This window comes from Mucilaginibacter sp. (assembly GCF_035492695.1).
GTDB lineage: Bacteria > Bacteroidota > Bacteroidia > Sphingobacteriales > Sphingobacteriaceae > Mucilaginibacter.
This window is the reverse complement of record NZ_DATJJC010000006.1, coordinates 1-13691: the sequence shown is the minus strand read 5'-3', so window position 1 is coordinate 13691 and position 13691 is coordinate 1. Positions and strand designations below refer to the sequence as shown.

Annotated in this window: 13 protein-coding genes and 1 pseudogene; all 14 read right to left on the bottom strand. The window is 44.6% G+C overall.

The annotated features are described in order from the left end of the window. Positions 1-12: 12 nt before the first annotated feature. Positions 13-1611, bottom strand: a complete 1599-nt coding sequence (locus tag VL525_RS02475; RefSeq protein ID WP_325382955.1) for an NADH-quinone oxidoreductase subunit M — start codon at positions 1609-1611, stop codon at positions 13-15. A 5-nt stretch (positions 1612-1616) separates the two neighbouring features. Next, the gene (locus VL525_RS02470) at positions 1617-3647 is read right to left on the bottom strand and encodes an NADH-quinone oxidoreductase subunit L (RefSeq protein WP_325382953.1); all 2031 of its coding nucleotides are present in this window, start codon (positions 3645-3647) and stop codon (positions 1617-1619) included. A gap of 3 nt (positions 3648-3650) precedes the next feature. After that, positions 3651-4262, bottom strand: coding sequence for a TonB-dependent receptor plug domain-containing protein (locus VL525_RS02465; RefSeq protein ID WP_325382951.1), 612 nt, complete (start codon positions 4260-4262; stop codon positions 3651-3653). Between the two features lie 2 nt (positions 4263-4264). Next, on the bottom strand, positions 4265-4570 hold the full coding sequence (nuoK, locus tag VL525_RS02460) for an NADH-quinone oxidoreductase subunit NuoK (protein ID WP_325382949.1): 306 nt from the start codon (positions 4568-4570) through the stop codon (positions 4265-4267). Then, the gene (locus tag VL525_RS02455) at positions 4567-5115 is read right to left on the bottom strand and encodes an NADH-quinone oxidoreductase subunit J (protein ID WP_325382947.1); all 549 of its coding nucleotides are present in this window, start codon (positions 5113-5115) and stop codon (positions 4567-4569) included. The genes nuoK and VL525_RS02455 overlap by 4 nt, the downstream gene beginning before the upstream one ends. Beyond that, positions 5112-5696, bottom strand: coding sequence for a 4Fe-4S dicluster domain-containing protein (locus VL525_RS02450; protein WP_325382945.1), 585 nt, complete (start codon positions 5694-5696; stop codon positions 5112-5114). The genes VL525_RS02455 and VL525_RS02450 overlap by 4 nt, the downstream gene beginning before the upstream one ends. Before the next feature lie 125 nt (positions 5697-5821). Then, positions 5822-6892, bottom strand: a complete 1071-nt coding sequence (gene nuoH / locus VL525_RS02445) for an NADH-quinone oxidoreductase subunit NuoH (protein WP_325382943.1) — start codon at positions 6890-6892, stop codon at positions 5822-5824. Between the two features lie 262 nt (positions 6893-7154). Then, positions 7155-7982 (bottom strand): glutamate racemase, encoded by an 828-nt coding sequence (murI, locus tag VL525_RS02440; RefSeq protein ID WP_325382941.1) that lies wholly within the window; start codon positions 7980-7982, stop codon positions 7155-7157. 64 nt (positions 7983-8046) lie between these two features. Further along, a complete protein-coding gene (locus VL525_RS02435; protein WP_325382939.1) occupies positions 8047-8529 on the bottom strand; it encodes an OmpH family outer membrane protein in 483 nt (160 codons plus the stop codon). 115 nt (positions 8530-8644) lie between these two features. Then, positions 8645-9160, bottom strand: a complete 516-nt coding sequence (locus tag VL525_RS02430) for an OmpH family outer membrane protein (RefSeq protein ID WP_325382937.1) — start codon at positions 9158-9160, stop codon at positions 8645-8647. A 44-nt stretch (positions 9161-9204) separates the two neighbouring features. Then, positions 9205-9732: an OmpH family outer membrane protein gene (locus VL525_RS02425; RefSeq protein ID WP_147033857.1), complete on the bottom strand. Its 528-nt coding sequence runs from the start codon at positions 9730-9732 to the stop codon at positions 9205-9207. Positions 9733-9745: 13 nt separating this feature from the next. Further along, positions 9746-12301 carry an outer membrane protein assembly factor BamA gene (gene bamA / locus VL525_RS02420; RefSeq protein WP_325382932.1) on the bottom strand — a complete coding sequence of 852 codons (2556 nt, stop codon included), beginning with the start codon at positions 12299-12301 and terminating at the stop codon, positions 9746-9748. Positions 12302-12364: 63 nt separating this feature from the next. Further along, a complete protein-coding gene (locus VL525_RS02415) occupies positions 12365-13105 on the bottom strand; it encodes an isoprenyl transferase (RefSeq protein ID WP_325382930.1) in 741 nt (246 codons plus the stop codon). Between the two features lie 289 nt (positions 13106-13394). Continuing rightward, a pseudogene (locus VL525_RS02410) lies at positions 13395-13691 on the bottom strand (biopolymer transporter ExbD); the annotation flags it as partial.

The window sequence follows — 13691 nt, the reverse complement described above, 5'->3', positions numbered from 1 at the left end:
TCTATGAATATGTTATTTTAAAAAATGCACCAACGCCAACACCGAATCATTGATCTTATCAAATACCAGCGAAGGCATCACGCCTAAAACGAGTGTCATCAACGCTAAAGGCATCAAAGCCAAAATCTCGCGCGAGTCCAAATCGGTCAGGGCGGTTTTCCATACGTCGCCGCCTTTAAGAGACAGCGTGCCGAAAAACATACGCTGCAAGGTCCACAGGAAATAAGCCGCGCTTAATATTATGCCCACCGAGCCGCATATAGCCATCCAATATGGCAAATAGCCATTGACCGATGATGATTCGAATGCGCCTAATAAAGAAAATGCCTCACCAATAAAAGCAGATAATCCAGGTATGCCGAGCGATGCAAAAAATGCGATCATGACAAATGTGGTATACTTGGGCATCAGTGTTCCCAGGCCGCGAAAATTATAAATATCGCGGTCGTGCACCCGGTTGTAAACCACCCCGACCAGGAAGAATAACATAGCTGACAGGAAACCGTGGCTCACCATCTGCATCAGCGCACCGCTTATGCCTTCGGGCGTTTGCGAAGCTATGCCCAGCAAGACAAAGCCCATGTGCGATACGGATGAATAGGCGATCAAACGTTTCAGGTCGCGCTGTGCAAGCGCATTCAAAGCACCGTAGATAATGGAGATCACCCCCAGCAAACCGAGCCAGAACGCACCGGATGAGGCGATCTCAGGAAAAATACCCAGGCAAATACGGATGATGCCATATCCCCCAACTTTTAGCAATATGCCGGCAAGGATGATAGAAACCGGTGTCGGCGCTTCCACGTGGGCATCCGGCAGCCAGGTGTGCAACGGTACTATTGGTACTTTGATGGCGAATGCGATGAACAGCACCACAAAGCCTACCGTACGGGCGGGCATACCCAAAATAGTTTTATGAGCCAGGACCGAAAATACCGAACCCTGATCATAATTGGCCGGGTTCATCATCTGGATGATGTTGAATGTATGACTGCCGGTAGCCGGGTCTTTCACGGATAGGTACAGGCCCACCATTACCAACAGCATAAATACCGAGCCGAATAAGGTATACAGGAAGAACTTGATAGCCGCATATTCGCGCCGGGCGCCGCCCCACATGCCTATCAGGAAATACAGCGGCAGCAACATTAGTTCGTAAAAAATATAGAACAGGAAGAAATCGAGCGCGCAGAATACACCAATAACAGCTGTGTTGAGCAACAGGAAAAGACTGAAAAAACCTTTCAGATTACTTTTTATCTCCCACGAAGCCAGCGCAGCGATAACCATTACCAGCGATGTCATCAGCACCAGCGTAATGGAAATACCATCGATCCCCACAAAATAATCGACCTGCATTTTACCCATGTTACCAAGACTAAGGTCGATCCAGGGTATTTTTTGGACAAACTGAAACTGTGCTTCGTTGTTCACCCCGCCAAAATGTCCCCCGGTTTGAAAATGCAGGTACATCCATATACTGATACCCAGCTGGACAAGCGTCGCCAGCAACGTAATATACTTGAACCCAGCGCGCATAGATGACGGCAGCACAATGATGGCAAGCGCAAACAGCAGCGGTATGAATATGAGCAGCGATAATATGTTCATCGGGTTCAGATCAACGTCTTTAAAATAAATATAACCAATATAACCGCCAGCATACTAAACAGATAATACTGCACCCTGCCGTTCTGGAACCTGCGGGCAAAATTACCTATCGCCATTACCAATGAGCCAGTAAGGTGCAAAATACCGTCGATAATATAACGGTCGCACCATTCTGCTACCTTCGACCCGGCGAGCCCAATATTTGCCAGCAAATGTATAAAACCGTCGATAATATTAAGGTCGGCCCAGCGGGTAGTTTTGCTTAACGCCATTACAGGCATTATGATAACCTTTTGATAAAGCTTGTCGATATACCATTCATTGTAGGATAGCCTGAACAGGAAGCCGGATTCGGGCAATGGCAGTGCTTTTAACTTGATATAAACACTCCAGGCCCAATAAAGCACCAATACTGCAACCAGGTTAACCAGTACCGGGATTATGGTATGATAAATATTCACCCTATCCAGCCCGGTTATATTGGGGAAGCCGGTTAATATCCAGGCCCGTTCATATAAAATAGGGTTAAGCGAGAACAGCAGGAACAAGCTGCAGATAGTTAAAAATATCAGCGGAACACGGTATTGCCAGCCGCCGTCGCTGATGTGCAGTTTAATGGACGGGTGGAATTGCAGCATCTTAAATTCGCCAAAAAAAACCTTGGCAATTAATCGGGCCACATAAAATGCAGTGAGCCAGCTGGTAACTAAGGCCCCTATCGGGATAAGTTTAAATACCCAGCTTTTACCTTCGGACCATTCAAAGGATTGTATCAGGATGCCATCCTTAGAAAGGTAGCCGGAAGTAAACGGCAAGCCAACCAAAGCCATGCCGCCAATGATACAGGCGATGAATGTCAATGGCATTTTTTTACGTAAGCCACCCATATACAGGATATTCTGCGGGTCGATGGTTAATTGATACTCGTCTTTAACGTGCTGAACTTCGTGAATGATGATACCTGCCGCTAAAAATAAAAGACATTTGAAAAAAGCATGTGTAGCCAGGTGAAACAGCGACGACGAATAAGCGCCGATACCCATGGCCATTACCATATAACCCAATTGCGATATGGTGGAATAAGCGAGAATGCGCTTCAGGTCGTTTTTGGTGAGTGCGATAGTGGCGGCCATAAACGCGGTAAAGCAACCCACAATGGCGAGTATGGTCAACTCGTGGTGTGTGAAAACCGGATAAAACCGGCCCAGCAAAAACACACCGGCGGCAACCATGGTAGCCGCATGAATAAGGGCCGAAATAGATGTAGGGCCTTCCATAGCGTCGGGTAGCCAGGTGTGTAACGGGAACTGCGCGGACTTAGCGGCGACAGCCAAAAACAGGCCGCCAAAGGCTATATATTGCCAAACACCCGTTACCTGGCCGGCGGCGGTTTTAACCAAAGCATTTGTGCCGAACAATTGGTTGATATCAAAACTGCGGGTAGTGGTGTAAATGATAATAATGGCCGAAAGAAGCCCGATGTCCCCTATCCTGTTCATGATAAAGGCTTTTTTGTTTGCCAGAACAGCCGCTTGCTTTGTGCGCCAGAAACCAATAAGCAGGTAGGATGAAAAGCCCACCAGTTCCCAGAAAGCATAGAACAATACCAGGCTATCTGTAACTACCAGCGCCAGCATACTGAAACAGAAAAAACTGAGGTAAGTAAAATAACGCCCGTACCGTTCGTCGTTTTTCATGTAGGCGGTGGAGTAAATATGCACCGGCAAGGCTACAACCGATACCAGCACCAGCATTAATACCGAAAGGTTATTGAGCAGGATACCAGCGTAAACTTTTGTTTCGCCAATGGTAAACCACAATTGCTGCTGATGAACAGGGTGCTGGTTCCAGACTTTTGAAAAAACAGCGACAGACAGGACAGCGCTTAACAAAATAGCAAGCGTAGATAGCCAGCCGGAAACTTTAGACCGTGCAGGAAGACAAAAGCCAATAACAGCAGCCAACAAAGGCAGCAGTACAGCTCCCATTGCGAAACTAATTGTTAAAGTATCTATCTGCTGCAGGAAATCTTCCAATGTTTATTTTTTTGTAGCTATCTCCAAAACTCCGTTAACTGCCTTTTGCCCGTACTTATCTGTGGCGTTTTTATTTTTTAGCACATTGATACTTACAATTGTATGAGGGTCGATGGTTTTCAAATCCTTTGTATATTCTTTGCCATCTAAGATAATGAGAGGCCTTTTATCCACAGCCGGGTCTGTATTCAGTGGCGGCGATAATTTTGAGGTATCAGCCTTTGCTTCATAGTTTTTTGTCCGTATTACTACCGCACCGTCCGAAGCGTCCGAACCATAAACTGAGGTTGCGTTGTTCCCTTTTAAGATTGTAACATCCATAATGGTATTAGGATCGATGCTTTTCAGGTCGCCTTTATAGGGTATTCCATCCAAAATAATCAATGGCTTAGTGTCGCCGGTAAATGAAGTTTTTGAAGGATTTTTTTGTACCGTGTCAACGTTTTGGGCCGAAGTATTTAGCGAGAGGAATAAAAAAAACATAACGGCGATCGTACCTATAAGAGCGCTGTGATGCTGAAGTACCCGAAGCATCCGGGCAAAGGCCTTACCACGCTCATCCTTCGAGAGACTCAGGATGACACCCTTATTTTTACTATGCGCGTTTTTTTTCATTTTCAATCTTTTAAATGATCCGTTTTTGACGGGTCGATGGTTTTATAACGTTTGTATAAGTTCAATATAATAGCTAATGCCACTGCAGTGGTGGCGGCTGCCAGTGTTATTGAAAACAGGGTAAAAATTTGCCCGCCGTTTGCCAGGCGGTCGTATTTGCCAAAGGCCACCAGGTTAAGGTTAGCCGCATTCAGCATAAACTCTATCCCTATCAAAACCAGTATGGCGTTCCTTTTGGTCAGCACGATAAACAAGCCCGTGCAAAACAGGGCCGCGCTTACTACCAGGAAATCAGTAAGCGGGATCATAAGCTTTTCTCCTTTCTCGATATGTGCGCAGCGCCTACCAGGGCCATCAGCAATAAAATGGATACTACCTCAAACGGGAGCAAATAATGGCTCATCAGGTTAATGCCCAAATTATTAACGGTTGCATCGCCGGATTTAACCATATTTTTCTCGCTTACAGCTTTTTGAACCCATTGCAAATGATCGGGATCTGTTTTCAGCAATATATTCAGCATCAAGATAAAGAACAACGCCGCAAGCAGTACGGCAGATAATTTATTTATACTGATAAAGCGGCTTTCCTGTTGCTGAAGCCCCGCAAGGCTCTCTCTGCCCGAAAGCATAAAGGCAAATATGATCAATACCAATATACCGCCAACATATACCACAATTTGGGTAATGGCCACAAAATCGGCACTGGCCAGCACGTATAACCCGGCCAGTGCCATTAAGGTTACAAAAAACATGAATACACTGCGCACCAGATTCCTACTTGCTGCCACGTACAGACCGGATGCAACGGCGATAAAACCCATCAGGTAAAATAAAGCTTTCACCATCGTCATGCGCCACCCTCCTTTTGCTTCAGGGCTGCCTCTTTGGCGGCTTGCTTTTCGGCCAGTTGCCTTTCGAGCAGCAAGCGCTTTTCCGCAGCGTCTTGGGGTGTCATGTCCGAAAATTCGTAATTCAGATCTTTCAGCTCAAAAACCGTCCTGTCGTACTGATTGGTCATGATGATGCATTCGGTAGGGCAAACGATGGTACACAAACCGCAGTACATACATTTAGCCATGTCAATATCGAACTTGGCGGCATAAATACGCTTGGGACTACCATCCGAGGTATGGCCTATCAATTCGGTTGCTTTTATCTGCTCGATATCAATACAATCAACCGGGCATATTTTGGCGCAAAGGTCGCATACAATGCAATCGTCTATTTCAACCTCTAACTGGTAGCGGCCAACTTCGGGCACGGGCAGTTGCTGTTTAGGGTATTGGATGGTGTTGGTACCCTCCATCTGTTTAAAATAATTGTCAGAGCTAACTGGCATTACTTTCCGTTTGGTGTTTTTAGAAAATAAATGCCTGATGGTAAGAGCAAGTCCCTTCCATCCTGTTTTAAACGCATTTATTGTTGTCTTCACTGATCTTTTTTTATTTTGATTTCACTGATTTTGCCTCACCCTAAATCCCTCTCCAAAGGAGAGGGACTTTTAGTTATATTCATTATTTCTTCCGGTCTTCCGGTCTTTCCGACTTACGGACTAACTCATATCACCCACAAACGCCATACACCCGATACCAGCATACAAATAAATGCAAGCGGAGTAAGCACTTTCCAGCATAGGTTCATTAATTGATCTACACGCAATCGGGGCAATGTCCACCGTATCCACATTTGTACGCCCACCAATAACAACACTTTTATAACTGTCCATAACACCCCCCAGGCCGTTCCGGTTGTCCAATCGGCCAGGCGCACCACTCCCATATTTGGCAGAGGCGTATTCCAGGCGCCCAAAAACAAAATGACCGCCACCATGGAAACCAGGAACATCATCGAATATTCAGCCAGGAAAACAAATGCAAAACGCATGCCTGTAAATTCGGTATGGAAACCGGCCACCAGCTCCGATTCCGCCTCGGGTATGTCAAAAGGCGCCCTGTTGCTTTCGGCCAGCGACGCTATAAAATAAATACCAAACGCGATGATGAGATGCGGCGCGCGGAATATATTCCAGGATAATATCCCTCCTGTCGCCGACACATCCCATATCCCCAGAAACTTTGATTGTTCGTGCGACAGGATGCCCTGCTGCGCTGCAATAGTTTGCAGGTTAAGCGACTGAGCGATCATCACCACCGATATTATGGCAAAGCCGGCGGGTATCTCGTACGAGATGATCTGTGCAACTGAGCGCATGGCGCCCAAAATGGAATACTTGTTGTTCGATCCCCAGCCTGCCATCAGGATACCCAACGTTTCGATGGAGATGATGGCGAAAATATAATAGAGCCCAAGATTGAGGTTTGATGGTGCCAGGCCGTTGGCCCAGGGAATAGCCGCAAAACCCATATACACCGCTATAAAAATTATGGCAGGTGCGAGCATAAACAGCCACTTATCAGCCGCCGCAGGCACAATAAGTTCCTTCATCAGCAGTTTGATGACATCGGCCAGCGTTTGAAGAACGCCGTATTTACCGGTTTCCGTTGGCCCGAGCCTGTCCTGTATAAACGCTGATACCTTACGTTCGGCATAAACGCCGAATAGCGCAAAGAAGCCTGAAAAACCAAACAGGCCGGCAGCGATAATAAAGTATTTGAGGTAAAAGTTCAAGGATCAGTTCGCTTCAACTGCAAACTTAATCATTTTTGCTTTTATTGAACCGGGGCAGCGCTGAATACTTGATTAAGTTTATAGACCTTGTATGATACATTCGGTTATCACAGCTTAATTAAAATGACAATTTATTTCAACAAGTGTTCACGAAAACATGCAAAATGAGATACTTTTTTGGCAGTGTTTAAATCAAAGCAATTGATAAACAAATACTTAAGTCGATCAAACTGTTGGCAAGCGGCGGTAGTATGAACACCTGTTATTTAAGGGCTGTGTATTCGGAAGTTACGGCTTCGCCGAAGAATATGGAGGCATGATGATCGAAATCCATGGTATCATCGGATGTGGTGAAGAATTGCCTGCTTCCATTTTTGGTTAATCGCTGTTCCATTTCGGGATGGCGCTGCAGGTAATCCTGCAGGCTTGCGGCAACAATATCTCCCTGCGGCACAACTTTGATATTTTCGGGCAGGTACGCTTTGATCTTATCCTGCAACAAAGGGTAGTGCGTGCAGGCGAGTAACAGGGTATCTATATGGGCAGACTGCGCAAGCACCTGGTCCAGGTATTTTTTCACAAAATAATCGGCCCCTGGCTGGTCGTATTCGCCGTTCTCGATAATCGGAACCCATAGCGGGCAGGCCTGCTGGTAAACTTTAACATCCGGAAAAAAGTTATTGATCTCGATAAGGTATGAACCTGACTGGACAGTGCCTTTCGTACCGAGAACTCCTATCTCTTTGGAAGCGGTATAATTCCCAATGATCTCGGCAGTTGGCCTGATAACGCCAAGCACCCGCTTTGCCGGATCTTCATTGAGCAGGTCGCGCTGCTGTATAGTACGCAGCGCCTTGGCCGATGCGGTATTACACGCCAGTATAACCAGCGGGCAACCCATATCAAAAAGCATCTGCACGCATTCCCATGTATATTGATGTATGGTATTGAACGAACGGTTACCATAGGGGGCGCGGGCATTATCGCCAAGGTAGATGTAATCGTATTGCGGCAAACTATCCGCTATAGAACGAAATACGGTAAGGCCACCATAGCCTGAGTCGAAAATGCCTATCGGTTGGTTATCCATCACGCTGTAAAAATAAAAAAAGCGGCCCGTATCGGTGCCGCTTTGTATGTTTTAATCTTCGTTTTTACTTAATGCCTAATTTGGCTTTCACATCGTTCATCAGGTTGTCACCCGGCGGCGATACGATCAGTTCAACCTGAGCGGTATTAATAACATAAGTATAGCCTTTTTGCTGTGCCGCCTGCTTTACCGTTTCGCGCATTTTTTCAAAAAGCGGTTTGGCAAGCTCATTCGTTTTGGTTTCTACTTTTTGCTGGGCATCGTTAGAGTAGCTTTCCATCCGTCGCTGCAAATCGGCCAGTTCTGTTTCTTTGGCGGTCCGTATTGCGTCGGACATTGTCGATTTCTGCGCAACATAGTCCTTACCCTTCTGCTGATACTCGGTATTCATCGCCGTCAGTTGGTCCATAAACTGCTTACTGTAAGCATTTATTTGCTCCTGCAGGTTTTTTGTTTCGGGCATCTGCTTCATTAACTCCTGGAAATCAATATAAGCAATTTTAGCCTGAGCGTTAGCAACATTACCGCCAAGTGTTATGAGTGACACAATAACGGTAATTTTTAATAGCCTTCCCAACATAAATTTTTCCTGATTGATAATACTATCCTGCCGAATTTATAAAACTACGCCCGACGGCTATTCTATAAAGGGTTGTGACTACCTATTTTAAGCCTAATTTCGCCTTTACATCGGCCAGCATATCGTCTCCCGGCGGCGAAACGATCAAAATGTCATTTTGCGAAGAATTGATTACGTAAGTGTAGCCTTTTTCCTTGGCAACCTGGGCAACAGCAGCACGGGCTTTATCAATTAAAGGCTTTGACAACTCATCCTGCCTGCTGGCTATTTTCTGCTGTGCATCTGTTTGGAACGCCTGGATACGTTTTTGAAGATCCTGCAATTCGCTCTCCTTTGCCGAACGTATAGCATCAGTCATGGTGGCGCGTTGTGCTTCGTATTGCTGGCCTTTTGACTGTAACTCAGTCGTCATAGCTGTGTATTGATCCTGGAATTGTTTGCCGTATGTTTCAAGCTGTGTCTGAACAGTTTTGGCTTCGGGCATTATCTGGATGATCTGGGCAAAATTGACATATCCAATTTTTGTTTGGGCCTTAGCGATATTCCCTGCGAACACAATACACACCGCAACTAAAGCTACTTTCAATAGTTTTTTCATTTTTTGTCTTTGGGTTAATAATAGTCTAATTTATCTATAAATTTTTACTTAGCAAATACTCCGGGTTTTAATCCCAGGCGGGTTATTACATCCGCGCTTTTGTCGTAGCGCGGGTTTGCATACAGCATTATCACTTCACTATTCTTATCAAATATCATATCCAGGCTTTCACTTTCAGCAACAGCCTGTATAGCTTTGGTAAGCCTATCCTGTATAGGTTTAATCAGTTCGTTACTTTTTTTTGCCAGTTGGCCGTCCGGCCCAAATTTCTGGCGCTGAAAATCCCTGACTTCTTTTTCCTTATCACTTATCTCGGCCTCGCGCCTTTTTTTCATATCAGCCGTCATCAAAATCTTATCTGCCTCGAACGCCTTATACATGCGCTCAATTTCCTGCGATTTTGCGTCAACTTCCTTTTGCCACTGATCGGAAAGTGCAGCCAGTTGCTTTTGTGCAGCGGCGTATTCCGGTATGTGTTTCAGGATATAATCTGAATCTACAAAAGCAAACCGTTGCGCAAATGTAGTAAACGCCGCAAACGTAAAAAATATTACTAAGATTATCTTTTTCATTGCCAGGCGCAAATTAATTAAACCCTCCGCTTAAGCTCTGTGAAATTGAAAAATGGAACTGGCCCTTGTTAGCATCCGGAATACCCGGTATCTTATCAAAGCCATAACCATAGTCCAAACCAAGCAGGCCAAAAATAGGCAAAAATATCCTTGCTCCAAATCCTACTGAACGCCTGACATTGAACGGATTAAACTGGCTGAAACTGTTCCAAACGTTACCACCTTCGGCAAAGGCCAAAACAAATATCGTTGCCGACTGGCTGGCGATAACAGGGTGGCGCAATTCGAACGTGTACTTGTTGTATATTGTGCTTCCTGGGTTGTTGTTCACATTGTAATTGGTACCTACCGGGATAACCGAGAAGTTTTGGTAACCGCGTAACCCTATGATATCACTACCCTGTAAAAATTGATAACTCTGCATACCGTCGCCGCCCAGTTTAAACCTTTCGAACGGAGAAGCAGGCACCGCCGAATTGTACTCGCCCAGGAAACCAAACCTCACCTGCGACATTAACACCAGCTTGCCATAAATCTTCTGGAACCACTGTGCATCGTATTTAACCTTGTAGTACTCAACAAAGTGATAAACTTCTTCCTGGGTAGGCGGCAGCTTATAGTTGATGTGATTAAATAATGAATATGGCGGTGTTCCCTGGATAGTAAGCATGATATTTGACCCCTGCGTAGGGAATATCGGCACATCCAATGAGTTACGTTGCAGTGTCTGGGTTAATTTAATATTGTATGATGTACCGTTGGTAAATATATAACCCGGATAATTATCCAAACTATAGTGGTCAAAATTCACCGAATAATTCAGCTGGAAATAGTTGTCCGGCCAGTTCAGCCTTTTACCTAATGTAACACCGATACCGTTAATACGCAGGTTATTATATCTTGAGTCGTTTTTGGCATAATATTGACCGGTTGAACTTAACTGTGTATAGGCCGACAGAGAGAAAAATATCGGCTTTTTACCTCCCAGCCACGGCTCGGTGAAAGTGAACGAGTAGTTTTGATAGATACGTCCGCTCGATTGCCCCCTGATGCTCAGTTTCTGTCCATCGCCTTTTGGCAGCGGGCGGTATTCTTTCAGGTGGAAAATATTCCTGAGCGAAAAGTTATTAAATGTTAGCCCGAGTGTGCCCACTAACTGGCCGCCACCAAAACCACCTGAAAGCTCGATCTGGTCCGATGGCTTTTCAACTACATTATAAATTATATCCACAGTACCATCGGACGGGTTGATGTTGGTAGGTCTTGGTTCGGTTTTCTGCTCGTCAAAATTTCCTAACTGGGATATTTCGCGCGTGCTGCGGATGAGCGCTTCCTTGCTAAATATCTGGCCCGGTTTGGTCCTTATCTCTCGCCTTACCACTTTATCATTAGTTACATCGTTCCCTTTCAGTATGATGCGGTTCAGTGTGTAACGGGGCCCTTCATATACCCGGATATCCAGGTCGACGGTGTCGTTATATATCCTGGTTTGAACAGGATCGGCACTGTAAGTAAGGAAACCGTTATCGAGGTACAATGTCGAAACGTCGTCGTTATTTGGTGTAGGACCTACAAGCCTTTTATTCAGCTCCTCTTCGCTAAAAACGTCGCCTTTACGAACACGGAGCAACTTATTAAGCAAAGTTGCCGGATATTGCGCATTGCCCGACCATGTAATGTTCCCGAAATAATATTTATGTCCTTCAAATAATTTTATTTTGACATTGACCGTGTTATCGTCGTGCCGCCAAACCGAGTCGCTAATGATCTCTGCATCGCGGTAGCCCTTGTCCTGCATTTTTTCAACCAGGTTTTGCTTATCGTCCTCGTATTTATCACGCAAAAACTTCCTCGACCCGAATAGATTATACCAATGGCGCTGGCGTGTCTTTTTCAGAAATTTTCTTAATTTCTTTTGGCTGAAGGCGGTATTGCCTTCAAACGTCACGCTATTTATTTTAACCTTTTTCTTCTTGTCTACTGCAACATCCAGAATAACGCTGTTAGCATCGCCCGGGTCTTTACGTTGTTTAATATCAACTGTTGTATTTAAATATCCTTTTTCAGCAAAATGCTTTTTGATGATGGCGGTAGTTGTACTCAATAAGTTTTCGTTAACGATCTTGGCATTTTTGTCGCTCAGTTTCTTTTGCAGATCCTCGATCTCGCCTTTCCGCGGACCGGTTATATGCATTCTGGATAAACGCGGGCGCTCTACAACAGCTATTTCGAGGTAAACGGTATCAAGGTTTATTTTAGTAATGTTCAACTGCACGTCGTCAAAAAGCCCCTGGTCGTACATGCGTTTTACTACAGCCGCATTTTGTTCGCCCGGAAGATTTATCCTGTCGCCCTTATTCAATTTCGATATCTGTACCAGCACATCCTTATCCAGGTTTTTAGTACCGGTAACCGTTACCCCGCCAATAATATAGTCCTTGGGGTTAAGGTAGCTTAAACTATCGGGGGAAATAGATTTTTGAAGTGCCGGCCTCGGCTGATTAGAGACCTGTGCCAGCGCAGCGGTACTTATAACAGTGAAAAGAATAGCAAAAAGAAGTTTATTCATTCGAATATTTTAGTGGGCTAAAAATAATTTATACAGTTGTTAAAAAGTGTTAAAAGTAAAAATTTAGTTCAGTTGCTCGCTGATCATACCAAAACGCCGTTCGCGCTTTTGATAATCAATGATGGCTTCGTACAGGTCCTCGCGCCTGAAATCGGGCCAAAGTTTCGATGTAAAATACAATTCAGCGTATGCAATTTGCCACAGTAAATAATTACTTATGCGGTATTCGCCGCTGGTTCTTATCAGTAATTCCGGGTCGGGCATTTCACTTGTATATAAATTATTTCCGAAAGTGTCCTCATTTATATCATCTAAACTCAACTCTCCCTGTTGTACCTTGCGGGCTATGTTAGCCGCTGCATGTGCAATTTCACGTCTCGAGCTGTAACTCAGCGCCAGGGTCAATGTCAAACCTGTATTACCAGCGGTTTTATTCATCGCGCTTAATAGTTCCTTATGACATTTGGCAGGAAGCATCTCCAATTCACCTATCGCATTCAGCCTTATATTATTCCTCATAAAGTTGTCTATCTCTTTATTGATAGTAGCAACCATCAGCTCCATTATAGCAGATACCTCCAGTTTTGGCCTGTTCCAGTTTTCGGATGAGAAAGTATATAATGTAATATATTTAATACCCAGCTCCGCAGAGGCTTCAACCACATCACGTACTGATACAACCCCATTACGGTGGCCAAACACCCTTAACTTTCCTTTGCCCTTTGCCCAACGTCCATTGCCGTCCATGATGATAGCTATATGCTGAGGTAACCTGGAAAAATCTATCTGGTCTTTATATCCCATTTTGTCTGCTTCTTAAAAGCCGGCTATGGCTAAAAAGATATACTCTAAATAAAAAAATTGGTCCGCCCGACGGTAACAGGTGTTCCCTACAGCAAAGTAATCAATCACTTAAGCCGTGTTTTTTTCAGGGTACAAAGGTAAAACTTACTTTGTACTTTTTTAGTATCACTCAAAAAAGAAAAATTGACAGACAAATTACGCTTGTTGAGCGGGGAAATGACCTTTATAAAAGCAAACCACCGGACAATCAGGAAGAAAGCCGGCGTTTACATATTGTGATAAGGATAGGTTAGAAAGCTCCTTGCTGTTTAAGCATGTCTATATCTTTAGGGGTGATATCGGCAACTGCGTATGTTTGAATACTGGTTATATTAAACTCATCCAAAGCTGATACGAAGTTGGAATAAATAGAGTGATCACTTGGTTTTAAAATAACGATAAGTGGTTTACCGGATGATTTCAACAGTTCCTGATTTTTGTTTATAAGCATTGCCCTCAATCCGGACTTACTAAAGCTAACCAACCTTGGTGCGGTTAAGGGCTTATCTGGCATGCCCATATAACACATTACTTTATTGTCTTTTCC

What these genes read in the sequence shown, in the direction of transcription:
- VL525_RS02475 (WP_325382955.1), bottom strand. Translation starts at nt 1,611, where the DNA reads ATGAACATATTATCGCTGCTCATATTCATACCGCTGCTGTTTGCGCTT.
- VL525_RS02465 (WP_325382951.1), bottom strand. Translation starts at nt 4,262, where the DNA reads ATGAAAAAAAACGCGCATAGTAAAAATAAGGGTGTCATCCTGAGTCTC.
- nuoK (WP_325382949.1), bottom strand. Translation starts at nt 4,570, where the DNA reads ATGATCCCGCTTACTGATTTCCTGGTAGTAAGCGCGGCCCTGTTTTGC.
- VL525_RS02455 (WP_325382947.1), bottom strand. Translation starts at nt 5,115, where the DNA reads ATGACGATGGTGAAAGCTTTATTTTACCTGATGGGTTTTATCGCCGTT.
- murI (WP_325382941.1), bottom strand. Translation starts at nt 7,982, where the DNA reads ATGGATAACCAACCGATAGGCATTTTCGACTCAGGCTATGGTGGCCTT.
- VL525_RS02430 (WP_325382937.1), bottom strand. Translation starts at nt 9,160, where the DNA reads ATGAAAAAACTATTGAAAGTAGCTTTAGTTGCGGTGTGTATTGTGTTC.
- VL525_RS02425 (WP_147033857.1), bottom strand. Translation starts at nt 9,732, where the DNA reads ATGAAAAAGATAATCTTAGTAATATTTTTTACGTTTGCGGCGTTTACT.
- bamA (WP_325382932.1), bottom strand. Translation starts at nt 12,301, where the DNA reads ATGAATAAACTTCTTTTTGCTATTCTTTTCACTGTTATAAGTACCGCT.
- VL525_RS02415 (WP_325382930.1), bottom strand. Translation starts at nt 13,105, where the DNA reads ATGGGATATAAAGACCAGATAGATTTTTCCAGGTTACCTCAGCATATA.